The sequence below is a fragment of the Microbacterium sp. Ag1 genome, from assembly GCF_001005635.1.
GTDB lineage: Bacteria > Actinomycetota > Actinomycetes > Actinomycetales > Microbacteriaceae > Microbacterium > Microbacterium oxydans.
In genome coordinates this window covers 228534-253273 of the sequence record NZ_LBCR01000031.1, presented here as the reverse complement: position 1 = coordinate 253273, position 24740 = coordinate 228534, and the positions used below count along the sequence as shown (strand labels likewise).

General features: G+C 69.5%; 27 protein-coding genes and 1 tRNA gene. 16 read left to right on the top strand and 12 right to left on the bottom strand.

Annotated features, from left to right (window positions below; all coding sequences use genetic code 11):
• Positions 1–3: 3 nt before the first annotated feature.
• Complete coding sequence (locus AAY78_RS12975; RefSeq protein WP_046748693.1) at positions 4–663, top strand: hypothetical protein; 660 nt, start codon at positions 4–6, stop codon at positions 661–663.
• A 25-nt stretch (positions 664–688) separates the two neighbouring features.
• Here the strand turns inward: AAY78_RS12975 and AAY78_RS12970 are convergent, their stop codons facing one another.
• Positions 689–1150: a DUF3817 domain-containing protein gene (locus AAY78_RS12970; protein WP_046748692.1), complete on the bottom strand. Its 462-nt coding sequence runs from the start codon at positions 1148–1150 to the stop codon at positions 689–691.
• A 169-nt stretch (positions 1151–1319) separates the two neighbouring features.
• Between AAY78_RS12970 and AAY78_RS19290 the strand changes: the two genes are divergently transcribed.
• Positions 1320–2252, top strand: a complete 933-nt coding sequence (locus tag AAY78_RS19290; RefSeq protein ID WP_052748777.1) for a helix-turn-helix domain-containing protein — start codon at positions 1320–1322, stop codon at positions 2250–2252.
• Between the two features lie 13 nt (positions 2253–2265).
• Here the strand turns inward: AAY78_RS19290 and AAY78_RS12960 are convergent, their stop codons facing one another.
• Positions 2266–3462 (bottom strand): MFS transporter, encoded by a 1197-nt coding sequence (locus AAY78_RS12960; RefSeq protein WP_046748691.1) that lies wholly within the window; start codon positions 3460–3462, stop codon positions 2266–2268.
• Positions 3463–3739: 277 nt separating this feature from the next.
• Here AAY78_RS12960 and AAY78_RS12955 point away from each other — a divergent pair, with 277 nt between their 5' ends.
• The gene (locus tag AAY78_RS12955) at positions 3740–4627 is read left to right on the top strand and encodes a serine protein kinase RIO (protein WP_046748690.1); all 888 of its coding nucleotides are present in this window, start codon (positions 3740–3742) and stop codon (positions 4625–4627) included.
• On the opposite strand, the gene speB is transcribed toward AAY78_RS12955, so the two are convergent.
• The 4 genes from speB to AAY78_RS12935 all read right to left on the bottom strand — a co-directional run bounded on the left by speB (position 4621) and on the right by AAY78_RS12935 (position 10331).
• Positions 4621–5577, bottom strand: a complete 957-nt coding sequence (gene speB, locus AAY78_RS12950; protein ID WP_046748689.1) for an agmatinase — start codon at positions 5575–5577, stop codon at positions 4621–4623. The two genes, AAY78_RS12955 and speB, sit on opposite strands and share 7 nt — an antisense overlap.
• Positions 5578–5611: 34 nt before the next feature.
• A complete protein-coding gene (locus tag AAY78_RS12945) occupies positions 5612–7228 on the bottom strand; it encodes a thiamine pyrophosphate-binding protein (protein ID WP_046748688.1) in 1617 nt (538 codons plus the stop codon).
• Positions 7229–7238: 10 nt separating this feature from the next.
• Entirely contained in the window at positions 7239–8906 is a 1668-nt protein-coding gene (locus AAY78_RS12940) for an amidohydrolase (protein WP_046748687.1), read from the bottom strand.
• An 87-nt stretch (positions 8907–8993) separates the two neighbouring features.
• On the bottom strand, positions 8994–10331 hold the full coding sequence (locus tag AAY78_RS12935) for an MFS transporter (protein ID WP_046748686.1): 1338 nt from the start codon (positions 10329–10331) through the stop codon (positions 8994–8996).
• A gap of 210 nt (positions 10332–10541) precedes the next feature.
• On the opposite strand from AAY78_RS12935, the gene AAY78_RS12930 reads away from it, so the two are divergent.
• The 5 genes from AAY78_RS12930 to AAY78_RS12910 all read left to right on the top strand — a co-directional run bounded on the left by AAY78_RS12930 (position 10542) and on the right by AAY78_RS12910 (position 14935).
• Positions 10542–11450 (top strand): Lrp/AsnC family transcriptional regulator, encoded by a 909-nt coding sequence (locus tag AAY78_RS12930; protein ID WP_227750885.1) that lies wholly within the window; start codon positions 10542–10544, stop codon positions 11448–11450.
• Between the two features lie 59 nt (positions 11451–11509).
• Positions 11510–12019 (top strand): DUF3253 domain-containing protein, encoded by a 510-nt coding sequence (locus tag AAY78_RS12925; RefSeq protein WP_046748685.1) that lies wholly within the window; start codon positions 11510–11512, stop codon positions 12017–12019.
• A gap of 82 nt (positions 12020–12101) precedes the next feature.
• Positions 12102–13508, top strand: a complete 1407-nt coding sequence (locus AAY78_RS12920) for an MFS transporter (RefSeq protein ID WP_052748776.1) — start codon at positions 12102–12104, stop codon at positions 13506–13508.
• Positions 13509–13557: 49 nt separating this feature from the next.
• Positions 13558–14475 carry a cation diffusion facilitator family transporter gene (locus tag AAY78_RS12915; protein ID WP_046748684.1) on the top strand — a complete coding sequence of 306 codons (918 nt, stop codon included), beginning with the start codon at positions 13558–13560 and terminating at the stop codon, positions 14473–14475.
• Positions 14476–14617: 142 nt separating this feature from the next.
• Positions 14618–14935 (top strand): hypothetical protein, encoded by a 318-nt coding sequence (locus AAY78_RS12910; protein WP_046748683.1) that lies wholly within the window; start codon positions 14618–14620, stop codon positions 14933–14935.
• 46 nt (positions 14936–14981) lie between these two features.
• On the opposite strand, the gene AAY78_RS20100 is transcribed toward AAY78_RS12910, so the two are convergent.
• Positions 14982–15569 (bottom strand): MarR family winged helix-turn-helix transcriptional regulator, encoded by a 588-nt coding sequence (locus AAY78_RS20100; protein WP_231589720.1) that lies wholly within the window; start codon positions 15567–15569, stop codon positions 14982–14984.
• Positions 15570–15687: 118 nt separating this feature from the next.
• On the opposite strand from AAY78_RS20100, the gene AAY78_RS12900 reads away from it, so the two are divergent.
• Positions 15688–16440, top strand: coding sequence for a hypothetical protein (locus AAY78_RS12900; RefSeq protein ID WP_046748682.1), 753 nt, complete (start codon positions 15688–15690; stop codon positions 16438–16440).
• Positions 16441–16513: 73 nt separating this feature from the next.
• Here AAY78_RS12900 and AAY78_RS12895 read toward each other — a convergent pair whose 3' ends face one another.
• The gene (locus AAY78_RS12895; protein WP_046748681.1) at positions 16514–17158 is read right to left on the bottom strand and encodes a TetR/AcrR family transcriptional regulator; all 645 of its coding nucleotides are present in this window, start codon (positions 17156–17158) and stop codon (positions 16514–16516) included.
• 73 nt (positions 17159–17231) lie between these two features.
• Between AAY78_RS12895 and AAY78_RS12890 the strand changes: the two genes are divergently transcribed.
• A complete protein-coding gene (locus AAY78_RS12890; RefSeq protein ID WP_046748680.1) occupies positions 17232–18089 on the top strand; it encodes an alpha/beta fold hydrolase in 858 nt (285 codons plus the stop codon).
• 19 nt (positions 18090–18108) lie between these two features.
• Positions 18109–18435 (top strand): NIPSNAP family protein, encoded by a 327-nt coding sequence (locus AAY78_RS12885; protein ID WP_046748679.1) that lies wholly within the window; start codon positions 18109–18111, stop codon positions 18433–18435.
• A gap of 27 nt (positions 18436–18462) precedes the next feature.
• Here the strand turns inward: AAY78_RS12885 and soxR are convergent, their stop codons facing one another.
• Entirely contained in the window at positions 18463–18903 is a 441-nt protein-coding gene (gene soxR, locus AAY78_RS12880) for a redox-sensitive transcriptional activator SoxR (protein ID WP_046748766.1), read from the bottom strand.
• 116 nt (positions 18904–19019) lie between these two features.
• Between soxR and AAY78_RS12875 the strand changes: the two genes are divergently transcribed.
• Complete coding sequence (locus AAY78_RS12875; protein WP_046748678.1) at positions 19020–20480, top strand: MFS transporter; 1461 nt, start codon at positions 19020–19022, stop codon at positions 20478–20480.
• A gap of 24 nt (positions 20481–20504) precedes the next feature.
• On the top strand, positions 20505–21410 hold the full coding sequence (locus AAY78_RS12870; protein ID WP_197077700.1) for an NAD(P)-dependent oxidoreductase: 906 nt from the start codon (positions 20505–20507) through the stop codon (positions 21408–21410).
• Between the two features lie 15 nt (positions 21411–21425).
• Here AAY78_RS12870 and AAY78_RS12865 read toward each other — a convergent pair whose 3' ends face one another.
• Positions 21426–21848: a MarR family winged helix-turn-helix transcriptional regulator gene (locus AAY78_RS12865; RefSeq protein ID WP_046748676.1), complete on the bottom strand. Its 423-nt coding sequence runs from the start codon at positions 21846–21848 to the stop codon at positions 21426–21428.
• Between the two features lie 70 nt (positions 21849–21918).
• Between AAY78_RS12865 and AAY78_RS12860 the strand changes: the two genes are divergently transcribed.
• Both AAY78_RS12860 and AAY78_RS12855 read left to right on the top strand, forming a co-directional pair.
• Positions 21919–22323 (top strand): hypothetical protein, encoded by a 405-nt coding sequence (locus AAY78_RS12860; protein WP_046748675.1) that lies wholly within the window; start codon positions 21919–21921, stop codon positions 22321–22323.
• Between the two features lie 43 nt (positions 22324–22366).
• On the top strand, positions 22367–23398 hold the full coding sequence (locus AAY78_RS12855; RefSeq protein WP_046748674.1) for an FUSC family protein: 1032 nt from the start codon (positions 22367–22369) through the stop codon (positions 23396–23398).
• A 10-nt stretch (positions 23399–23408) separates the two neighbouring features.
• Here AAY78_RS12855 and AAY78_RS12850 read toward each other — a convergent pair whose 3' ends face one another.
• A complete protein-coding gene (locus AAY78_RS12850) occupies positions 23409–23918 on the bottom strand; it encodes a hypothetical protein (protein WP_046748673.1) in 510 nt (169 codons plus the stop codon).
• A 1-nt stretch (position 23919) separates the two neighbouring features.
• Complete coding sequence (dcd, locus tag AAY78_RS12845; RefSeq protein WP_045263886.1) at positions 23920–24525, bottom strand: dCTP deaminase; 606 nt, start codon at positions 24523–24525, stop codon at positions 23920–23922.
• Positions 24526–24627: 102 nt separating this feature from the next.
• On the opposite strand from dcd, the gene AAY78_RS12840 reads away from it, so the two are divergent.
• Positions 24628–24701 (top strand) — tRNA-Gly (locus AAY78_RS12840).
• Positions 24702–24740: the final 39 nt, after the last annotated feature.

Sequence of the window (24740 nt, the reverse complement as noted above, 5' to 3'; positions counted from 1 at the left end):
GGCATGACGCGCGCCTTCTCGATCTCCCTGCGCCTGACCGCCGCGGCCGTCGCCACCCTGGCCGTCCTGTCCCTCAGCGGATGTCTGTACGCGCAGATCCCGACGGGCTCGCCCTCCGACGCTCCCTCCGCGGGCACGGAAACCGACGCACCGGCCGACGGCCCCTCCGGTTCGACCCTGACCTTCGCGGAAGGGCTCGATCTCACGAGCGACACCTACATCGAGTGGGGCGACGGTCTCGTCGTCGACGACGGGTGGAAGATCGTCGCGCCGGACGACGGCAACGGCGGGTGGACCTACGGCACGGTCGACGGCACCTGCACGGCACGGTTCTGGCAGGGTCACACGACCGACGTGGCCGTGGTCCCCGGTGACGACAGCGCGTCGTCCGACGCGATCCTCGGCGTGCTGCTGCAGATGCCGACGGCAGACATCACGCCGCCCGCCACCACCGGTGAGTTCAGCTACATGGCGGGAGGGAACGGCGGAGTCGAGACGCGTCAGGTCGTCGGAGTGGACGGCAGCCGCACCTGGCTGATGGCCGCACGCGCCTTCACCCAGACCGGGGTGGGACTCTCCGTGATCGTGGACTGCACCGCCGGGGACGCCGAAGCGACCATGGCGAAGATCAACGAGGAGAACGCGGTCGTGGTCACGCCCTGAACGGCGGAGGACGGCCCGCGTCGGCTCACTTCCCGCCGGGAGGGCCGACCAGCAGCAGGATGACGTACAGCGCGACGATGCCCACGACCAGCAGCAGCGCGAGCACCCACGGCCGCTGCAGGAACCACCGCATCAGCCGGTCGTACCAGCGCCGATCGCGCGGATCGTCCGTCGCCTCGAGGCGCCAGTCTCCGGTGAGTCGGCCGGTGCGATGCAGCCAGATCTCCATGGGGATCGTCGCATAGGGGACGATGGCGCTGGCCACCGCGAGCACGCCGACGCCGGGATGCCAGCGCTGGTTCAGCGCGACCAGGATCGCCGTCGCGGCGTACGACAGGAACACGAACCCGTGGATGCCACCGCCCACGGTCACCACGACTCCTGGAGCGCCGACGGCGCGCGCGATGATCGCGGAGATCAGGATCGTCCAGGTGATCGCCTCGGCGATCGCGAGAACTCGGAACAGGCGGTCGGGGGTGCGGAACACGGTACTCCTCGGGTGGTGTCCCTCCACCGTATCCGCACGCTCAGGGCTCCGAATCAACCGAATGGTTGAGGTCGGTCAGCAGAGCGCCGACACCGCACAGCGCATCATCGCAAGGCCGCCACAGACGCCGCGACGGAATAGCGAACGGCCCGACGGCGTTGCCGAAGGCATGGTGACAGTGGATGCGGATGCGCTCTCGAACGTGCTCGGCTCCGTCGACCTCCGTGTCGGCATCGGTCGACGCGCCTCGCTGCCCGCGGGATCGCTGCTGCCCATCCCGGCCGACAGCATCACCCTGGTCTACGTCGCCGCAGGAGGCGTGAACGGGCACCCGCCGCTCGGCGACGGCTGCCGACTCGACGTCGACACCGACTCGAAGCGCTTCTCGCTCGACTCCCTCGCCCTCGACCCGAAGGCCCGCCGAGACATGCTCGTGGCGGGTGACGCCTTCCTGACGCTCGGTCGTTCGCCCTTCGTTCTCGAAGCACAGGACGACACGAGTCTGATGATCGCCGACATCGAGCTCGCGGATGCGGCATCCCCGCTCCCCGCCCTGCTGCCCCCGTTCCTCACGGTCACCGGTTTCGACGCCGTGGAGCCCGCCGCCGCAGCCCTCGCCCTCAACATGGGGATCATCGATCACACGGTGACACCCGCGCGCCAGGGCGACCCCATCATCTGCCGCATGATGGCGACCACCGTGCTGCTGTCCCTGATCAGGGCATGGGCGGCGAACGGCTGCGCGCCGACGGGATGGCCCTCGTTGTCGAACGATCCATTCCTCGACCGCGTCGTCGACGCCATCCGCGAGGAGCCCGGACGCGACTGGACGGTCGAGCGCCTGGCCGGCATCGGCGCCATGTCGCGGTCGACCTTCGCGGAGAGGTTCCGCAGCGCGGTCGGCCGCTCACCGGCGGACTATGTGACCGAGGTGCGTGTCGACGCGGCGAAGCGGATGCTCGAGGCAGGACGCAGCGTCTCCGACATCTCGCGCGAGCTGGGATACGCCTCCGACGAGGGGTTCAGCCGTGCGTTCCGACGCCGCACAGGCATGACCCCCTCGTCGTGGCGGCTCGCCCACCGCCTCCCCGTCTCGGCCTGAGGCCGCGTCCGACTCAGTCCTTGCTGCTGACCCGGTTGGAGACGCCGAAGAGCACCGCACCGGCGAGCAGCGCGATCGCGCCGATCACGTAGACGAGCTCGACGTTCAGGGTGTCGACGAGGAGACCGCCGATGCCCGCCGCCAGCGTGATCGCTCCCTGGAACCCGACGACCACCAGGCTGCCTCCCGCTTCGAGACGATCCGGCATGCGGTGACCGACCCAGGTGTTGGCGACGATCAACCAGGACGAGAAGAAGAAGCCCCACACCAGCACGACGATGCCGACGCCGATGATCGACCCGGAGAACAGGATCATCGAGATCACGGACACGGCGATCACCAGCGGTGCGAACACCGCGAAGAACGCGAAGGTGCGGTCGATGACGAGCCCGATCGTGATGTTGCCGAGGAGCCCGCCGACGCCGAACAGCGCCAGCAGCACCACGATGGTCGAGGCGTCCACCTCGGGGATGCGCTCCAACGCGAGACGCACATAGGTGTAGGCGAGGAAGTGTCCGAGCACGACCAGGACGTGGCCCACCATGCCGAGACCGATCCCCGGGCGGCGCAGCGTGTCCACGAGCAGACGCAGGCTCGACGCCCTCTCGGCCGGAACCGAGGGCAGCGCGAAACGCAGGACGACGGCGAGGACGACCATCAGCACACCGGCGATGGCGAAGACCATCCTCCAGTCGACGAGCTCGCTCAGCATGACCCCCAGCGGCACACCCGCCACCGTCGCCAGCGACACCCCCGCCGAGGTGAACATGACACCGCGACCGAGATTCTCCGGTCCCGCGAGCCGTGCCGCGACCGTGATCGACATCGCCCAGAACGCGCTGATCGCCGCGCCCAGCAGGAAGCGCGCCAGCAGCACGATGATCAGGTTCGGGGCGATCGCGACGATGAGGTTCGACACGGCGGCCGCGAGCGCCATCCATACAAGCAGCGACCGCCGGTCGAGCCGCGGGAACATGAGTCCGACGGTCGGAGCGACCACGAGCCCCACCAGCGCGGTGACGGTGACGGTCTGCCCTGCCTGCCCCGGGGTGACCCCGAGCCCGTCGGCCATCTCGGTGAGGACGCCGTTGGGAAGGAACTCGGCCGTGACCAGCAGGAACCCCATCAGCATCAGGACGATCAGTCCGCCGTAGCGGATGCGGACAGCCGCGGACGGCGGCAGGGTGGGGACGGGGGCAGTCGTGGTCATGTTCTCCACACTCGCAGTCCGCGGAGGCCGACGCCCGATCAGGCGTCCGCCGCATCCGACCATTCGTCCGGTCCGGTTCCAGCGGGCTCACTCCGCCTCTGGACACGGTGTGGTCGACGCCCTAGGCTCGACGACGCACCGGGAGGATCCCGGGAAGCCCGAGCGGAAGGAGCCGAAGACATGAACACCGTCTTTGTCGCGCTCCCCGCCGACCACCTTCCCTCCGAGGCCACCCGCTCCTGATCCTGGTGTGGCCTCCTGCTCCCGGAGCCACATCTTGTCTGATCTCTTCGCTTCCTCGGAAGCCGCGTCCTTCGACGCACCATCCTTCGACGCCTCTTCCTTCGACGCCCTCGAGACCGAACTAACCTTCGCCGACGTCGTTCCCGGCGAGGGGCAGCGGTGGACGACGTGGCCGGCGGTCACACCGTCCGAGCGCGGTCCCGAACCCCGGCCCGCGTGGATCGTGACCTCGGCCGGGGCGCTCGACACGGAGCGAGGCATCCTCAAGACCGGCAAGGAAGCCGACGTGTTCCTGCTCGAACGCGCGGTGCCTGGCGACCCGACGCAGCACAGCCTGCTCGCCGCCAAGCGATACCGCAGCGCCGAGCACAGCAGCTTCCACCGCTCGTCGATCTACACGGAGGGCCGCAGCACCCGGAACACCCGCGATACGCGCGCGCTCGCACGGAAGTCGGTCCACGGCCGGGAGGTGGCCGCAGCGCAGTGGTCGTTCGCCGAGTTCGAGGCGCTCTGCCGGATGTGGGAGCTCGGCGCACCCGTGCCGTACCCGGTGCAGGTGAACGGAACCGAGGTGCTGATGGAGTTCCTCGGCACCTCCGACGGCACGGCCGCGCCCCGCCTCGCCCAGGTGCGCAGCGATCGCGCCGAGCTGCAGGACTTCTACGCGCAGACGGTCGACCTGATGCGGGCCTTCGCCGCAGCCGGCTTCGCGCACGGCGACCTGTCGGCATACAACCTGCTCGTGCACGAAGGGCGGGTGCGCGTGATCGACCTGCCGCAGATCGTCGACATCATCGCCAACCCACAGGGCCTCGACCTGCTGCACCGCGACTGCATGAACATCTGCGAGTGGTTCACCCGGCGACGCGTCGACTGCGACCCCGAGGAGCTGTTCGCCGAGCTGCTCGCCGTGCTCTACTGAGCGCCGGATCCCACGCGCGCAGCCAGCAGGGTCACGAGCTCGTAGACCACATGGCTCGCGGCGATGCCGGTCATCTGCGCGTGGTCGTAGGCGGGCGACACCTCGACCACATCCGCCCCGACGATGTTCTGCGAGGTCAGGGCCCGCAGGATCCGCAGCAGCTCGCGGCTCGTCAGCCCGCCCGCCTCGGGGGTGCCGGTGCCGGGCGCGTGGGCGGGGTCGAGCACGTCGATGTCGATCGACACGTACAGCGGCTTGTCGCCGATGCGCTGCAGGATGCGGGCGATGGCGGCCTCGACCCCGTGCTCCTCGATGTATTCGCTCGACACGATCGAGAAGCCGAGGCGCTCGTCGTCCTCCAGGTCCTGCTTGGAGTACAGAGGGCCACGGGTGCCGACATGGCAGCTCGCGGTGAGGTCGATCAGCCCCTCCTCGCTCGCGCGACGGAAGGGAGTGCCGTGCGTGATGGGGGCCCCGAAGTAGGTGTCCCAGGTGTCGAGGTGCGCATCGAAGTGCAGCACAGCCACGGGCCCGTGCTTCGCCGCCACCGCACGCAGCAGTGGCAGAGCGACCGTGTGGTCGCCGCCGATCGTGACGATGCGCTGCACCTGCTCGCCGAGCGCCAGCGCCGCGCGCTCGACCTCGGTCACGGCCTCGGTGAGATCGAACGGGTTGACCGGGATGTCACCGGCGTCCACCACCTGCGAGATCGCGAACGGCGACACGTCCTGGGCGGGATTGTAGGGGCGCAGCAGCCGCGAGGACTCCCGCACGTGCGACGGGCCGAAGCGCGTGCCCGGTCGGTAGCTCACACCGGAGTCGAAGGGGATGCCGACGACGGCGATGTCCGCACGCGGCACGTCTTCGATACGCGGCAGCCGGGCGAAGGTCGCGATGCCGGAGTACCGCGGGTTCACGGAGGCGTCGATGGGGCCGATGTTGTCGGTCATTGCTCGTTCCTGTTCGTCGGGGATGTCGAGGGATTCAGAGCGCACTCTGCGGGATGTGCACCAGCTGCACTCCCCCGTCGGTGATCGCGGCGCGGATGCTCGATGCGATGTCGTCACGGCGTTCCACCCGCCGCCCGGTCGCGCCGAAGGCCGAGGCGAGCGCTGCCCAGTCGGGCTGTACCAGGTCGACGCCGATCGGCTCCATGCCGCGGTCGACCTCGTTCTGACGGATCTCGGCATAGCCGCCGTTGTCGACGCACACGATCGTGATGTCGAGGCGCTGTTCGACCGCCGTCACCAGCTCGTTCACGCAGAACATCAGGGCGCCGTCGCCGATCACGGTCACGACCGGGTGCTCGGTCTGCGCGACTCCGGCACCGATCGCTGCCGGAAGACCGTAGCCGAGGGTGGCGTAGGTCGGGGTGTAGAGCAGGGAGTGCGGATGCGCCGACGACAGCACGCTGCCGAGCGCCATGTAGACGATCTGCGACGAGTCGCCCGCGACGACGGCATCGGCGGGCAGAGCCTCGACGATGATCTCGGCCAGTGCCACCGTGTCGGGGGCGGTCGCGCGCATCTCGGCGTCGATCGCGGTGCGCTCGGCGGTGAGGTCACGCGCCGGGCGTACACCGGCGGGGAGGGCAGTCGACAGCGCGTCCAGAACGGCAGCTGCATCCCCCGTGATCCCGACCGTCGCGGCGAGGTTCTTGTCGCGCTGCGCGAGCGAGATGTCGATGCGGATGACCACGCCTCCGGCTTCGAGCCGCGGCGCCCACAGTTCGGCCTCGCCGAGCTTCGAGCCGACCACGAGCAGCACGTCGGCATCTTCCGCGACCGCGCGGGCCGCGGCGAGACGAAGGTTCGACCCGAGCGAGAGCGGATGCCGCTCGTCGACCACGCCCTTGCCGTTCAGCGTGGTCAGCACCGGGGCTCCGAGACGCTCGGCCAGGAGGGTGACCTCGTGCGCGGCATCCACGGCTCCCCCACCGGCGACGATCACCGGGGTCTTCGCCTCCGCCAACAGCCGGGCCGCTTCGGCGAGCGCAGCCGGCTCGCCCGAGACCCGCGCAGGGACCGGACGCGGCTGCCGCGCCTCGGCGGGAACGTCGGCGGGCGCTTCCAGCACGTCGAGCGGGATCTCGATGTGGACGGGGCGCGGACGGCCGGTGCGGAACAGGTGGAACGCATCGTGCACGGCCTCGACCGCCTCGGCGGCGCTGGTCACCCGCCGCGACCACTCGGCGATCGCGGCGACCATCGCCGAAGCGTCCTTCGTCTCGTGCAGTGTGCCGACGTCGGCGAACTCCGCACCGAGCGGCACTCCCGGCGAGAGCACGATGAGCGGGCGCGACTCGCAGAAGGCCGTGCCGATCGCGCTCATGGCGTTCTGCAGTCCGGGACCGGAGGTCGTGATCACGACTCCGGGGAGGCCGGTCTGCTGCGCCCACCCGTCGGCACCGTAGCCGGAGCCCTGCTCGTGACGGTTCGTCACCGCGCGGATGCCGAGGCCGGCGAGCGGGCGGTAGAGCTCGAGGTTGTGGGTGCCGGGGATACCGAAGATCGCGGTGACCCCGTACGCGCGGATCGTCTCCAGCACGGCCCGCCCGGCGGTGTCGGCGTACTGCTCTGCCGCTGTGGTGTCGCTGCTCATCGGATCATCCTCACACTCGGTGACGACGGACGCCGTCGACCCAGGTCTCCCGCACCGTGATCGCCGAGATCTCCTCGGCGGGAACGGCCAGCGGATCGCCGGAGAGCACCGCGAAATCGGCGTACTTGCCGACTTCGAGCGACCCCAGATCGTCTTCGCGGCCGATCGACACGGCACCTTCGATCGTGTGTGCGCGCAGAGCTGCGAGCGCCGAGACGCGCAGGTCGTCCGGCCCGAGCTTGTGCCCCCGACGCGTGACACGGGTCACGGCCGTCTGGATCGCTTCGAGCGGGATGGGCTCGGCGACCGGGGCATCGGACGAGATCGTGAACGGCACGCCCGCGCGCTCGAACTCGCCCAGCGGGTTGAAGCGCTCGCCCGGAGTGCCGATGGCCTCCTCCACGCCTTCGCCCCAGTTGAAGTAGTGCTGGGTCTGGTTGACCGGACGGATGCCGGAGGCGGCCATCCGCTCGATCTGCTCGGGAGTCGGCAGGCCGCAGTGCTCGATGCGGTGACGGGCGTCGGGATCGGGGTGCTCGGCGAGCGCGGCCTCGATCGCGGACACGACCATCTCGATTGCGGTGGGCGACTGCGCGTGTGTCGCGGTCTGCAACCCCGCGGCGTGCGCTTTGCGGATGAGCCCCTCGTACTCGGCGGGCTCGTGGTACAGCTGGCCGGTGCGGCAGGGATCGCCCACGTAGCCGTCAGGGAAGTATGCGGTCCAGCCGCCCAGCGTGCCGTCGGCGTAGAACTTGATGCCGGCGAAGCTGAGGTGCGCGTTGCCGAACTGTCCGACGAGACCCATCTCGAGCGCCTCGTCGAGCAGGTGCGACAGCAGGTACATCGACACGCGCAGTTCCAGGCGCCCGGCCTCGGCGAGGCGCAGGTACATGTCGAACTCGCGGCGCGTGACCTGGGCGTCGCCGATCGAGGTGACACCACCGGCCAGGAACCGCTGGGTCGCCGCGTCGAGTTGGCGCAGGTGCTCCTCCGGCTCGTCCGCCAGGTGGAAGTTCGGACCGTGGTGGCCGATCTTCACGCCGTGGACGCCGGTGAGGATGTTGCAGGCCGCATCCGACAGCTCCCCGGTGAGCTCACCGTCCGCGTCGCGGAAGAACTCTCCGCCGTCGGGGTTCGGGGTGTCCCGGTCGACACCGTTGGTCGTGAGGGTGTGCGAGTTCACCACACCGCCGTGACCCGAGGCGTTCATGAGGTAGACCTCGCGGTCGGCGGCGACCTCGTCGAGCTCGAACCGGGTGGGGTGGCGCTTCTCGGCGAGGTTGCGCTGCTCGTAGCCGTAGCCGCGCACCGGGCGCCCCTCGGGAAGCTCGGCGGCCGCCGCCTTCAGCAGCGCCACGATCTCGGGGATGCTGCCCGCCTTCTCGGGGCCGCAGTCGACCCAGCTCATCATCTGCCCGAACATGAGCGGATGAGCGTGCGCGTCGACGAAGCCGGGGACGATCACGGCGTCGCCGAGATCGATGCGCTCGGGCGAGAGGCCCACCCCCTCCGCCGCCGCCTCGCACTCGGCGGGGGTGCCGATCGCGAGGATGCGCCCGCGATCGGTCAACATCGCCGTCGCCGTGGTGGCGTCGTCATCCGCGGTATGGATGGCGTGCGCGGTCAGGAGGAGGGGAGCCGTCTGAGCCGAGCGGTCGAAGGGGGTGAGCTTTCTCATGGGGAACCTGTTCGCGGTCGTGACGGACGGAGGAAGGCGGGCTGTCGGGGACGCTCTGGCGTCAGGGCTGTCGAGGACGCTCCGGCGTCAGGGCAGCCGGTTCGCCGTGGTGTCCGTACGCGCGGTGAAGGACGCCGTCACAGGAGCCTCGTCGGAGTGCTGCGGCGCGAGGCGGGTGCAGATTCCGGCGATGAGGGCCATGCCGATGAACATCGCGATCACCGACCAGATGCTGCCCGTCCAGGCGATCAGCTGCGTCGCGAACCACGGCGAGAATCCGGCCCAGACCGCTGCGCCGACACCGTAGGAGAGGGCGATCGAGGTGTAGCGGGCCTGCGGGCGGAACATCTGCGAGAGCAGGGCGGCGATCGGTGCGTAGGTGGCGCTCATCGCGATGCGCACCAGCGAGGCGAACAGGAAGATGAGCGGTTCGATGCGTCCGGGCAGGATCAGCAGGAACGGCACGAAGGTGAGCACCGAGGTGATCAGACCGATGTACATGACGTTCTTCCGCCCCCACTTGTCGCCCAGCCAGGCGACGGGGAGGGTCACGACGAACTCCACGAAGGAGGCGATCGTCATGGCATCGAGGATGACCTGCTCGCTGATCGCGACCGCGTCGCCGGTGGCATAGGCCGTGGCGAAGGTGGTGGCCAGGTAGTAACCGCCGGTCGAGATGGGCAGGATGCCGATGCCGAGCAGGATCGGGCGCCAGTTGGTGCGCAGCGCGAAGGCCAGCGGCATCGACTGCTTGCGGCCCTCGACCTTCGCCTCGAAGACCGGAGTCTCCTCGACGCGATAACGGACCCAGAAGCCGACGCCGACCAGCACGATCGACAGCAGGAACGGGATGCGCCAGCCACCGTTGATGATGAAGTCGTCGCCCATACGGGTCATGATCGCGAAGATGCCCGATGCCAGCAGCGCACCGGCCGGGTTGCCGAGCTGCGTGAAACCGCCGTAGAAGGTCTTCGACTTCTCGGGGGCGTGCTCGACGCTCATGAGCACCGCGCCACCCCACTCGCCGCCGACCGCGAGGCCCTGCACGGCACGGAGCAGGATCAGGAGGATCGGGGCGAGGATGCCGATGTTCTCGTAGGTGGGCAGGCAGCCCACGAGCACCGTGGCCGCGCCCATCATCACCAGCGTGATGACGAGCGACGTGCGTCGGCCGAGCTTGTCGCCGATGTGACCGAAGATGATGCCACCGAGGGGCCGGACGAGGAAGGCGACCGCGAAGGTCGCGAAGGCGGCTGCGGTCTCGGCCAGCCGGTCTCCGCTCGGGAAGAACAGTGGACCGAAGACGAGCGCCGCGGCGGTGGCGTAGACGTAGAAGTCGTACCACTCGATGGTGGTACCGACGAAGGCGGCGATGCCGGCGCGGCGCGCCCGGCTGTGGGTGCCGCTGGTGGGGGTAGTGGTCATGGGGGTGCCCGCTCCTTTGCGGAAGATGTCGGATAGCGAAGGATGCTACGGAGGTGCGGGCCCGTCGGCAAGGGCAGAACTCCAGCGATAACGGGGATTCACTGGATATATGATCGCGCATCTGTGCAATGCGCGCCTTCCCGACGGCGATCACCTCTCCTACACTGAACTTGCGCACGGCGAAGCGTGCGATCGCAGGAAACTGACGAAATGGGCGGAACCATGGATTTCGACGCCGAACTCATCCGCGCGCTGCAGGAAGACGGCCGGGCGAGCATCCTCTCCCTCGCCGAGCGGCTCGGGCAGTCCAGAGCCGCTGTCGCCGCGCGACTGCGCACGATGCTCGCCGACCGCACCGTGCGTGTCGTCGCCGCTGTCGACCCCGTGTTCCTCGGCCAGCACGTCCTCGCCCACGTCTCGATCCGCACCGATGGATCGGTCGAGCTCGTGGCGGAGCACCTGCGCGACATGAGCGAGACCGTGCTGGTGTCGGCGGTCGGCGGCGCGCACGACGTGGTCACCGAAGTGCGCGTGGGGTCGATGTCGGAGCTGCACGACCTGCTGGCCCTGATCCGAGCGATCGACGGGGTGCTCGACATCAGCACGATCATCTATTCGACCGTGATCAAGGGCTTCTTCGTCTCGGAGTATCACGGCGGCGTCACCCTCGACGCGATCGACGAGGCGCTGATCGAGCAGCTGCAGGCCGACGGGCGCAAGAGCTTCCGCGCGCTCGGCGAAGAGGTGCGCCTCTCCCCCTCGGCCGTCGCGACCAGGGTGCAGCGGCTGATCGATGCCGGCGTGATCAAGATCAGCGCGGTCGAGGCGCGCGGACTCGCGCACCGGCAGTTGTCGATGGGGGTGGGCATGACCCTCGGAGACGACGACGACGCCGTGATCGACGAGCTGCGTCGCGGCCGTGGGGTGGACTTCGCCGCGCGCACGCTCGGCCGCTTCGACGCGGTCGCCACTCTGGTCGAGCCTTCGGCCGGCGCGCTCTACGCCAGCCTGGAACGCCTGCGTGCGCTGCCCGGAGTGACGCGCATCGAGGCCTGGCTGCACCTCGCCGTGCTGAAGGAGGACTACGCCCGCACGCTGCGTCCACTGCGGACGGACTGAGGCGCGGCCCCTGCGTCAAGGGGATGGAGGACGCGGCCCGACAGGGGCAGGCTGCCCGCATGAGCAGCGAGGAGTCTTCCGCGACGGAGTCCGGTCCCGAGCGCACGGCGGACGGGCACCACATCGTCGTGAACGGGCGACGCTGGCGTGCGAGCGATCCGTCGATCCCCGACACGCTGCGACAGGAACTGGTGGATGAGCTCATGGCCGCGCGGCGAGCGGTGAAGACCTCGGACGACGATGCCCGTCGCCGGGTGCACGACGCCAAGACCGCACTCGGCGAGCGCGGAGCCCCATGGTGGGAGGACCCAGAGCCGGAAGCCGCGGACGATCGGATCGCTGCCACCATCCGAACCCTCACCCGCAAGCGCTCGGAGTCATCGATCTGTCCGAGCGACGTGGCCCGCGCCATCGGCGGGGAGTCCTGGCGTTCACGGATGCCCGACGTCCGACGCGTGGCCGCGGCCCTGGCGGAGAGCGGAGAGATCGTCGTAACGCAGAAGGGGGAGGCCGTCGGGATCGACGAGGCCCGTGGTCCGGTCCGCATCCGCCGCGGGCCGGCCCTCTGACGAGCCCCACCACCACGTTTCCGCGCCGCACCGCGCGGCGCGCCGTCACCGGGCGTTCACCCGGCACCGCCAGACTTCGAGAATGAGCGAAACCGAGGGGCACAGCGCCGTGCCCGAGCCCGTGGCGACCGCGAACAGCGGCGCCGTGGCCGTCGTCGGCCTGGACCTGCGCGGCGAGACGCCCGCCCCGAAGAAGCAGGTCTACTCGTGGGCGCTGTGGGACTGGGCGACGCAGCCGTTCAACACCGTCATCCTCACGTTCGTGTTCACGGCGCTCTATCTCGTGGGCGAGGGCTTCCTCCCGCCCGAGGTCGCGTCGCTCGACGTGGACGATCCGGTCCGGCTCGCCGCGGAGGCAGACCTCGCGTCCGGTCTCGGTCTGGGCTCGACGATCGCGGCGTTCGGCATCCTGCTGCTCGCGCCCGTCCTCGGCCAGCGCGCGGATGCGGCGGGGCGTCAGAAGCTCTGGCTCGGGATCGGCACCGGCGCGCTGATCCTGTGCATGCTCGGCCTCTGGTTCGTCGAGCCGATGCCAAGCCTGTTCTGGCTGGGCGTCGCCCTGATCTCGGCCGCGACGGTTTTCCAGGAGATCGCGGCGGTGAACTCCAACGCGATGCTCATCGGCATCGCGAACCCGAAGAACGTCGGTCGCATCTCCGGCCTCGGCTGGGGCTTCGGCTACCTCGGCGGCATCATCGCGCTCGTGATCGTGGTCGTGCTCGACACCTTCGACTGGTTCGGCATGTCGACCGACAACGGGCTGGCCTACCGGCTGATCGCCGTCGGATGCGCCGTCTGGGCGATCATCTTCAGCATCCCGATCTTCCTGAACGTGCCGGAGCCGTCACTCGGCCGTCCGGAGCGCAAGGTCGGCTTCTTCGCCTCGTATCCGCTGCTGGTGAAGGACGTCGCAGGTCTCTACCGCAACGAGGAGACGCGGCCCACCTTCTGGTATCTGCTGGCGAGCGCGGTCTTCCGTGACGGGCTGGGAGGCGTCTTCGCGTTCGGCGCCATCATCGGCACCGCGGTGTTCAAGTTCGGCGCGCAGGACATCATCATCTTCGGCATCGCCGCGAACCTGATCGCCGGCATCTCGACCATCGCCGCCGGCCGGCTGGACGACCGGCTCGGGCCGAAGCGGATCATCCTCGCCTCGATCGGGTCGATGATCGTCGCGGGTCTCGCCGTGTTCTTCCTCCGTGACGCCGGCGTGATGGTGTTCTGGGTCGGCGGTCTGATCCTGTGCGCCTTCGTGGGCCCCGCCCAGGCTGCCGCCCGATCCTTCCTCGCCAGAGTGACGCCGGCCGGACGCGAGGGCGAGATCTTCGGTCTCTACGCCACGACCGGGCGCGCGGCGAGCTGGATGGCGTCAGGCGCCTGGACCGTGCTGATCGTGCTGACGAGCCAGACCGCCTACGGAATCCTGGGCATCGTTGTCGTGCTGATCGCCGGCTTCCTGCTCCTGCTCCCCGTCAAGGCTCCACGCTGAGAGAGTACTGCGGAGACCGTGAGCCACGGGGCGGGAGTAGCCTGACCGCGTGACTGTGATCCTCGCCTTCCTGGCCAACATCCTCGTCGCGATCGCGAAGACCGTCGCCGCGATCATCACCTCGTCGGCGTCGATGGTGGCCGAGGCGGCGCACTCGTGGGCCGACGCGGGGAACGAGGTGTTCCTCCTCATCGCCGACCGCCGAGGGGCGAAGGCCAAGGATGCGCGGCATCCGCTCGGCTACGGTCGCAACGCCTTCGTGTGGTCGCTGATCGCTGCATTCGGGATCTTCACCGCCGGTTCGATCGTGTCGATCATGCACGGCATCCAGGAACTGTCCGACACCGGCCCTGTCGAGAGCCCGACCGTGGCGTACATCGTGCTGGGTGTCTCGTTCGTGCTCGAGGGCGCATCGTTCACGCAGGCGATGGTGAAATCCCGCCGCCTCGCGAAGGAGCGCGGCTCGTCGACCTGGGACTTCGTGCTGGAGACGAGCGACACCACACTGCGCGCCGTGTTCTTCGAGGACTCCGCCGCACTCATCGGACTCGTGCTCGCCGGCGGAGCGATCCTCCTCCACCAGATCACGGGCGTCGCCGCCTGGGATGCCATCGGCTCGATCCTCGTCGGTGTCCTGCTCGGGGTGGTGGCGATCATCCTGATCCGGCGGAACATCGCCTTCCTCGTGGGCGCGACCGCCGCACCGGAACTGCGCGCGCGGGTGGGGAGCGCCCTGCTGGGCCTGCCGCAGGTCGAGCGGGTGACCTACCTGCACATCGAGTACGTCGGTCCGAATCGACTCTTCATCGTGGCGGAGGTCGACCTCGCCGGCGATGCGCGCGAGCACGACGTGGCGCGGCAGCTGCGAGACCTGGAGCAGCGGATCGAGCAGCACGACGCGGTCGAGACCGCTGTGCTGTCCCTATCGGTAGACGACAAGCCGTCGGTGGGATTCGCGTCGGCCTGAGCCTGCGGACTCGGCGGACCCCGACATCACCTGCGCGGACATCGAGCCGCTCGCAGCGCCGATCACCGCGGGCTTCGCTTTCTCGCCCGACGACTCCTGGGAAGACACCTCCGGCACCACCTGTGTCTGGATCAACGACGCGGTGGCCTCCGCGTCCACCGCTCTCGAGGACTACGCCTCCCTCGCGGTAGGCATCGATGAGACGACCTGGAGCACGGACGAGCTGAGCACGCTCCAGGGGGCGATCGACGATCCGCGCGCTGCAGCTCTCGATGGACGGGTGCTGCTGCTGGGCGAGGGTGACAATCTCGGCGAGGTGGGTTCGGTTCAGCTGCTCTCCCCTCGCGGCACGGCGACGATCGTGGCCACCGGCATGCTGCTCTCGGCATCAGCCGACACGGCGATCCCGGTGGATTCCGTCATCGACGTCGCCGCCGACGTCGCGGGCCTCCGCCGCTAAATCCGCCGCTAACTCAGCCGCTAACGCCGCCGCTTCAAGGCTCCCCTCAGCGCTGCCAGTTGTCAGCGAGCTTGTTGAGCAGTCTGGCGAGCTCGACGCGTTCCTCCTCGGTGAACGAGGTCAGCGCGGTCGTCAGCATCTCGCGACGCTCGCCGCGCATGCCGCGGGCGAGGCGGCGTCCTTCGTCGGTCAGCGCGATGCGGGTGCGCCGCGCGTCGTCGGGGTCGGCTTCGCGGCGCACGAATCCGCGTTCGACCCCCTGCTGGACGAGCCGTGAGGCGCGGGGCTGGTCGACACCGATCGCCGCGCCGAGGTCACTGACACTGAGTGGGGCGGACGCGGCGGCGAGCGCCTCGAGCATCCGCATGCGGGCGGGGCCGCCGAGGCGCCCCGAGGGGTCGGCCATCCACGGGGGCATCCCAGGGTGACCGCGGTGATGGGCGAAGTGGTCGTGCGGATCGTCGCCACCGTGCCCCTCGCCGGGGCCGCCGTGCGGGCCGTCCTGCCACGCGTGGGGGCCGCCGTGACCGCGACCACCTCTTCCCCCCGGGCCGCGCTCGCCGGGACGCCGTCCGCGCAGACGGGACAGCGCCTGCGCGATGGCTTCGGCGGGATCGTTCGGTTCGGTGGCCATGGCTCGATTTTACATGCGACTTGACATGCATCAGAACTTCATGTCACACTACATGTACATGCACTGTGACATACACATGCACATTGACAACTACGTCACTCCGACAAAAGGACTTCTCATGAACACCTCTGAACCACAGAACATCTCTGAACCACAGAACACCTCCCGCCCCTTCGGTTACTGGCTGAAGGCCGCCGACCGCCTGATGGCGGCCGAGTTCGCCGCCGCTTTCGACGGCGAACACGCGAGTCGTCGCGACTGGCGCATCCTCAACATCGTCGACGGCACCGTCCCGTCCGACCGCCCACTGAACGGCCACAAGCTGCATCGGCTCGTCGAGCGCGGCTGGGTCTCTCCCGAGGGCGACGGCTGGGCGATCACCGACGACGGTCGCGCCGCGAAGGATCGCCTCGGCGCCATCGTCGACGACATCCGCACCAAGGTGGAGGAAGCCGTCTCCCCTGAGGACATGGCCACCACGCTCGCCTCGCTCGAGAAGATCGCCCGCGCGTTCGGATGGGACGAGGAGACCCCTCTTCCCCGCGGACGCCGTCACGGCTTCGGCGAACCCCGCCACGGTCGCGGATTCGGCCACAGCTTCGGACGACCCTTCGGACGCGGCTTCGGTCGTGGCTTCGGCGCGGGAGTCGAGCGGGGCTTCGAACACGACCGGGAGCACGGTTTCGACCGCGAACACGCATGCGAGCACGGGCACGCGCACAGCCGCGAGCACGGTCACGGCGAGCACGGTCACGGCGAGCACGGTCACGGACGCGGTCGTGGACACGGTCCGCACCGTGCGGCGCGGATCGCCCAGCACGCCTTCGAGCGCGGTTTCGATGCGGGATTCACCCGCGGGCGCGACGCCTGATCCCCCCCGCAACACTGCGAGACGCCTCACCCGACACTCGGGTGGGGCGTTTCGCGTTCTCAGCGCCCGAGAGTCAGAGGTCGAGCAGCAGCAGGGCCGACTCGGTCGCCCCGGCGGCACGCAGCCGCGCTCGCATCGCGGCGGCGGCGATCGCGTACGGCCGGGCGTCATCGAGCAGCAGGGAGCGCGAGTTGGCCTCTTCGTTCAGGGCGACGAGCTCGAACGCGAGCACCTCGGGGTCGGCCTCGACCTCTCCGGCATCCACGGCGTGACGCAGCTGGGCCTCCACATAGCCGTACCAGTCGACCAGCGCCGACCGCACCGCATCGCTCACCGGTCCGGACTTCGAGTCGACGTCGGCGGCCGTCGCCGCGAAGAAGCATCCGCCGGTGAACACCCGGTCCCGCGAGTACGACAGCGAGTTGTGCAGCAGCGCGGCGAGACGGTGCAGCCCGCGCGGATGGACTCGCGCCGGCTCGACGATCCGCGCCGTGAAGATCTCGCGGGCGGCGGCGACGGTTGCGAGCTGCAGCCCCTCCTTGCTCTGGAACAGCGTGGCGATGCTGCTCTTGCTCGACCCCGAGGCCTCAGCCAGCCGTCCGATACTCAGTCCGTCGAGCCCTTCGACCGATGCGAGGTCGGTCGCGCTCTGCAGCACGATGCGGCGCGAGGCATCACCACGGGCCCTCCGCCCATCCAGAACAGCGCTCTCGGTCACACACCTAGTATACGAACGATCGTTCGCCTACTATACGTATGATCGTTCGTATTGTTCCGGCGAAGGAGCCTCCATGCCGTCCGTGCCCGCGTTGCTCGCCCGCAGCATCCCGCTCGCCGCCGCTGTCTCGCCGACGCTCGCCGGCGACATCGCCTATCGACTGTTCTTCACGACGTCGCCGCGGATGCGGGTGAGTGAAGCGGACGCTCCCACGCACGCCGATGCCCGACGGGGCCGGCTCACGGTACGCGGTCAGGAGGTCGTCACCTACGAATGGGGCACCGGACCTCACACCGCGCTGCTCCTGCACGGCTGGCGAGGGCGAGCCTCGCAATTCGCGCCACTGGTGCGGGAACTGCGCTCCGAGGGGTTCCGGGTGATCGCGTTCGACGCTCCTGCGCACGGCTCATCGTCCGGGCGGATCACCGACATCCGCGACTGGATCGACGCGGCCGAGCAGCTGCAGGCCGAGCACGGGCCGTTCGTGGTGATCGTCGGCCACTCGTTCGGGGCGCTGGCGGCGCTGACCGCAGCCCGTTCGACCGTTCCGGTTCCGGCCGTCGCCGTGATCGCCGGCGCCGCCGCCCCCGACGCCTTCCTCGCACAGTTCGCCACAGACCTGCACCTCGACGCCGCGACGACCGCCCGTCTGTCGGAGCGATTCCGCAGGAGGTTGCACATGGATCAGTCCGCCGTCACCGCACGATACGACGCCGTGAAGCGCCCTCTCCCCGCCGACACCGCCCTGCTCGTGGTGCACGACCGCGGCGACCGGAGGATGCCCGACCACGATTCGCTCCGTCTGCACGACGCCCACGGCGCACGGTCGCGTCTGGTGCGCACAGAGGGCCAGGGACACACGAGGGTGCTGTCGGCGGATGCGACGCTCGATGCCGTCATCGCGCTGACGGCCTCTCCGCACGTGCGGTGACCCGGGGTAACCTGACCTCGTGATCACCTGCGTCGTGACGTACACGATCGATCCGGACAAGATCGACGCCTTCGAAGAGTTCGCGCGCGCCTGGATGCGGCTGGTCGATGATCACGGCGGCAGACATCACGGCTACTTCCTTCCCTCCGAGGGAGCGAGCGATCAGGCCCTGGCACTGTTCACCTTCCCGTCGCTCGCTGACTACGAGGTGTACCGGAAGGGCTTCGGGGTCGATCCGCAGTTCATCGAGGCGGACCGTATCCGCGACGAGAGCGGGTGCGTGCTGCGCTACGAACGCACCTTCATGCGACCGCTGCTGCCGACAGACCTCGATCCGGAGGACTGACGGCGCCCGAACGGCTTGCGCCCGCCGTCAGATGCGGCGCGGTCCTGGACCGTCCGTTGCGAGTGCATCCTCGGGGTTGAGCAGTCGGCACGCCTTGAGGGAGAGGCACCCGCAGCCGATGCACCCCGTGAGCTCGCGGCGCAGATGCTCGAGCTGTGTGCGCCGGAGGTCGAGCTGTGCGCGCCAGAGCTTCGCCACCCGCTGCCAGTCCCGCTGCGATGGCGGCTCGTCCACCGGGAGGCTCTGGAACACCTCGTGCACATCGGTGAGCGGGATGCCCAGCCGCTTGGCGACGACGATCAGGGAGATCCGACGCAGCATGTGGCGCCGGTAGCGGCGCTGGTTGCCCGAGGTCCGTGTCGAGGCGATGAGGCCGAGCTGCTCGTAGAAGTGCAGCGCTGTCGCGGGAACGCCGGAGCGTCGCACGACTTCGCCGATCGCCAGCAGATCGTCGGGCTCCAAAGACATCATCGCCTCCTCTTGACCTCGAGTTTACTCGAGGTATTAGCGTGACGAACGGCCGCCGAGACACGGCGCCGCCGGGCGGCTCTCCCGCCCCATCGACGCCACGAAGGGCACCCCCGATGACCCAGACTCCGCAACGCACCGCCCCCGCCGGCAGCTGGCGCGAACTCCTCGGCCGCCGCTACGCACCGACCGCCGCCGTGCTCGCAGGCGGTGTGCTCCTCGAAGCGAGCAACGTCTACCTCACGACCAGCCTGCTCCCCACGATCGTGGGAGACATCGGCGGGGCGGAGTTCTACGCCTGGACGATGATGACCTTCCTGTTGGCCTCCGTGGTGAGCTCGATGATGGTCAGCCGTGTTCTCACCCAGCAGGGCGCCGTCCGGGCGTACCTGCTCGCCCTCGGCCTGTTCGCTCTCGGGTCGCTGCTCTGCGCCGCGAGTCCGTGGATGTGGGCCTTGCTCGCCGGGCGGGCGGTGCAGGGCCTCGGAGGCGGACTTCTCGCCGGACTCGGCTACGCGCTCATCCAGCGCGCACTCCCCGAGCGGCTCTGGGCGCGGGGCGCGGCGCTCGTCTCGGCGATGTGGGGCGTCGGCAACATCGTCGGCCCCGTCGTGGGCGGCATCTTCGCGCAGCTCGATGCCTGGCGGGTGACCTTCGTGGGACTGGCCGTGGTCTCCGCGCTGATCGGCATCGTCGTGGTCCGCGCACTGCCGCGGACCGCTCGCACGCGGTCGAGCGAGTCACTCCCCTGGGGCTCGCTCCTGCTGCTGGCCGGCGGGGTCGCCGCCGTGGGCATCGCGAGCGTCGTCCCCAGCGGCCTCGGCACCGGGGTCGCCATCACCGTCGGTGTCGTTCTCGGTGCCTGGTTCCTGCGCCACGAGCGTCGCGGTCGCACCGGCATCCTGCCGCGCGTCACCTTCGCGCACGGATCATCGCTCGGGTGGGTCTACGTCACGGTCGCCGTGCTGGCCTTCGCGATCGGCACCGAGGCATTCATCCCGCTGTTCGGGCAGGAGATCGGCGGGCTCGCCCCGTTCGTCGCCGGGCTCCTCGGCGCAGCCTTGTCCCTCGGATGGTCGGTGACACAGGTGTTCAGCGCGAACGCGATGGGCATCCGGTCCCGGCGCACGCTCATCACCCTCGGTCCGCTCGTGGTCGCCGCCGGGCTGACCGCCTACGGCCTGCTCCAGCACGAGGGCCCCTCCGTCCTCGTCATCGCCCTGTGGTTCATCGCACTGTTCCTCGCCGGAGCCGGCATCGGCATCGGCTTCCCCCACCTGACCGTGGCGGCGCTCGGCAGCACCTCGGGCGAAGAGGAGGGCGCCAAGGCCGCCGCGGCCGTCAACACCGTCTTCATCATCGCGAGTGCGTTCAGCTCGGCGATGGCCGGCGTGCTCGTGAACCTCGCCATGCCCGACGTCGTCGATGCCGCCCGACTGCTCATGCTCGCGTTCGCGGCCGTCACGGCGCTCGGAGTCTTCGTCGCCCGCGGCGCGAGCTGGGGCATCGGCCTCTCCTCGACGGACGACGACCCACCCCTCGCTCCCACTCCCGCCACCGAACCCGCCACCGACTGAACGAGAGAGACATAAAGGATGAACGTGGATGAGAACCCGAGGACGCCCGTCACCGTCATCGGCCTCGGCGAGATGGGAACAGCCATAGCGAGGACGCTCGTCGGACGCGGCCACCCGACCACCGTGTGGAACCGCACCGGGAGCAGAGCGGCACCGTTGGCTGCGCTCGGTGCCGATGTCGCCCGGACGGCCGCCGATGCGGTGGCCGCGAGCCCGCTCGTGATCGTGTGCCTGCTCGACGGCACCGCCGTGGAGGCGGTCTTCGAGACGATCGCCGGGGCGGCACGAGGAAAGGTGATCGTGAACGTCACCAGTGGCTCTCCTGCCCAGGCCAGAGCCGCCGGGGAGTGGGCGCAGACGCACGGCGCGCGATATGTCGACGGCGGGATCATGGGCGACCCCGCCGCCGTGGGGTCGCCCGAGGTGCTCCTCTCCTTCAGCGGAGATCGCGTCGGCTTCGACACGCACCGCGGGGCGCTGGAGGGCCTCGGCACCGTCGGATACCACGGAGAGGATGCGGGCCACGCGGCCGTCGAGTTCCTCGCTCAGGTGGCGGTCGGCTACGAGTTCCTGATCGGACTGCTGCATACGTTCGCACTGATCACGGCCGAGGGGGCCGATGTCGTGGGGTTCGCGGAGCGCGTCGCGGGGACCGTCGAGGGATATGTGCCGCTGGTGAAGAGCTTCGGCGAGGCCGTGGCCGCAGGAGAGTACGGGCCCGACCTGGGTTCGTTGCACGTGCAGAGAGCACTCATGGACGACCTCGTCAGCCATCGCGAAGCGCTCGGCATAGACACGGTGCGCATGCGGGAGATCAGGCGGCTGATGGATCGCCGGATCTCCGACGGCCACGGCGACCAGGGGTTCTCCAGCCTGTTCGAGGTGCTGAACGACGAGCGGCCCCACCGCGACGAGGCGGAAGACGAGTGACCCGCCGGAGGGCGATCAATCGGTCGCGACAGCGACCCGGCGGGTGAGGTCGAGGAACACGGCACGCTCGTCTGCGGTCAGCGGCGCCAGGAACTGCTCCTGGGCCTGATCGACCACCGCATCGAGCCGGGCGAGCTCGGCGCGGCCTGCTGCGGTGAGGCTGACGACGTTGCGGCGGCGGTCGGACGGATGAGGGGCACGCGCGACGAACCCGCCCTCTTCCAGCACGACCAGTGCCACCGAGACGTCGCTGCGGTCGAGTTCGGTCGCGCGTCCGAGGTCGGCCTGACTGATCGGGCCCGCCTCTTCCACTGCCGCGAGCAGGCGGTAGTGGTACGCGCGAGCGCCCACGTCGGCAAAGAGTTCCTGCAGAAGCGCGTGGGAGCGCAGGTGCGCCCGACTGACCCACCACGTCGCCCTGTGTTCGAGTCGATCCATGAACCGATGCTACTCGTTGGTATCACCAATGATGTGCTACCGTTGGCCGCACCAACGATATGGAGCCCTCATGATCCCTTTCGGCCCGCAGCTCATCGGCCAGACGGAGAAGGCGCTGAACGCCCTCCTGCTCACCCTGCTCTTCCCCCACGCCCTGTCGGAACGGGAATGGGTGACACTGCGCCTCGTCTCCCAGTTCGAGGGAGAGGGCAGCGTGGACAGGTTCGTCGCTGACCGTCTACACGACCCCGACTCCGCGCTCTTCCTCCGCGCCCTCCAGGAGCGGGGACTCGTCGAGGGTTCTCACCTCAGCCCCACGGGCACGACACTGGTGGCCGAGATCAGCCGCGAGATCGCACGCGTCGCCGGCCCCATCTGGGACGAGGTCGATCACGACGACGCGCTCGCCGCCACACGAGCACTGAACCACATCCTGGAGAAGACCCGGCTGCTCCTACGCGCCTCGGCAGTCTGACCCGGCGACGGAGGCGGTCGGGAGTCGGACGTAGGCTGGATCAGTGGCGGATTCGCGGGGAAGGGTGTGGACCGGCGTTCTGCGCGTCGAGCCGCACCGCGGCGACCACCGGGTGGCGTTGCGCGCCGCGGTCAGCGTGGCCGTCCCCCTACTCGTGCTCTGGGCACTGGGACGCCTCGACCTCAGCATCTACGCCAGCTTCGGCGCCTTCGCCGCCCTCTACGGGCGGCACGACGTGTTCCGCGACCGCATCCGCATGCAGGCGAGCGCCGGTGGCGTGATCCTCGCCTCGATGCTCGTCGGCACGGCACTGTCGGTCCTCGCCGCCCCGGCCCCGGCCAGCATCCTCGTGGTCGCGGTCATCGCGTCGGCCGTCACCCTGCTCGCCTACACGATGCGGTGGCACCCGCCGGGGCCGCTGTTCCCGGTGTTCGCGGTCGGAGCCTGCGCGACGATCCCCGCCTCAGCCGCCTCCTTCGGGGACGTGCTGCTGGTCGGTGGACCGAGCGTGCTGTTCGGCCTGGCCATCACCGCCCTCATCGGCATCCTCACCCGCAGCACCGACGACGTGCCGCCGAAGACCCTGCAGCCCGTCGGCCCGATCGCGGGCGAGATGGCCGCGTCGGTCGGAGTCGCGATCCTGGGCGCGGGCTTCGCCGGGCTGCTGATCATGGACTCGCACTGGTACTGGGCGGCGGTCGGCGCGGTGGCCGCCGTGAGCGGACCTCAGCTCAACGCCCGCGTGATCCGCGGCATCCAGCGCCTTGTCGGCACGTTGCTCGGAGTGCTCGTCGCCGCCGGCATCCTCGCCATCGACCTGCCCCCACTCGCCGTGATCGCCCTCGTGGTCGTGCTGCAGGCCGCCGCCGAGCTGTTCGTCGGCCGCAACTACGGCATCGCGATGATCTTCATCACCCCGCTTGCCCTGCTCATGGTGCACCTGGCCGCACCCACGCCCGTCGACATGCTGCTGCAGGACCGCGCGATCGAGACCGTGATCGGGGTGGCCGTCGGCACGGTCGTCGCCGTCGCCTCGGCAGCACTTCGACGCAGGACGGCCCCGAAACGCTCCTGAGCTCAGCAGGTCACAGGAGCGGAACGCCTGAGATCGACGACGCTGCGACGTCGGCGCCCGCGAACGGGAAGCTGGTGGTGTTCAGCAGGTACACGCCCACGACGATCGCGGCGACGAGGAGCAGGAACAGGAACGCGAAGATCACGATGGTGAGCACGCGGTAGCCACCCGACGTCGGCACCTCGGGTGCGACGGACGGCAGCGCCCAGTCATCGGCCACCGCGGCGGGCGGCTCCCCCTCGAGGATGGCGGGAGTTGGACGGGCACGGTCGCCGCGCCGCGTCGCGGGCGGAGGCGGCGGGATCACCGTGTCGGCGGACGGGAGGTCAGACGGCGGCGGGGTCAGCAGCCCGTCCGGGATCGGGATCTCGGGCGGAGGCGGCGGGATCACGACGTCGGCGGGCGGGATCAGCGACTCGTCCGGAAGATCGAGCCCTTCCGACGAGCGCGGCTCCTCCAGGGAGGGCGTCTGCTCCGGGATGACGGGCTCTTCCGGCTGGGTACCGCTCGCGTCGGTCATCTCAGCCTCCGACTGCTCCGACGTCGGTGGTGCCGACATCCGTCCGATGGAAGTTCTGGAACGAGCGGGAGGCCGTCGGTCCGCGCTGCCCCTGGTAGCGGTTGCCGTAGGGGCCGGATCCGTAGGGGTTCTCGGCGGGAGAGGTGAGCCGGAAGAAGCACAGCTGACCGATCTTCATGCCCGGCCACAGCTTGATCGGCAGGGTCGCGACGTTCGCGAGTTCGAGCGTGACGTGCCCCGTGAAGCCGGGATCGATGAAACCCGCGGTCGAGTGCGTGATGAGTCCGAGGCGTCCGAGCGACGACTTGCCCTCAAGACGTGCCGCGATGTCGTCGGGCAGCGTGACCTGCTCGAACGTCGCCCCGAGCGCGAACTCGCCGGGGTGCAGGATGAACGGCTCGTCGGGGTCGACCTCGATCAGGCGCGTGAGCTCCGGCTGGTCGACCGACGGATCGATGAACGGATACTTGTGGTTGTCGAACAGGCGGAAGTACCGGTCCAGACGCACGTCGATGCTCGACGGCTGGATCATCCCGTCTTCACGCGGGTCGAGGCCGATGCGGCCGGATGCGAGTTCTGCCTTGATGTCGCGGTCGCTGAGAAGCACGGCACCAGCCTAGTTGCCAGGGGCTTCCGACGCCGTGCCTGCTTTGGCCAAAGGGCACCGGACGGGTAGGCTGGCGTTCGCCCGCTCCTCGGATGCGGGTACGGGGCTGTAGTTCAATGGTAGAACTTCTGCTTCCCAAGCAGACAGCGCGGGTTCGATTCCCGTCAGCCCCTCCACGTGTGACTTACCGAGCTCTCCCCGCCGAAGGGTCCGTG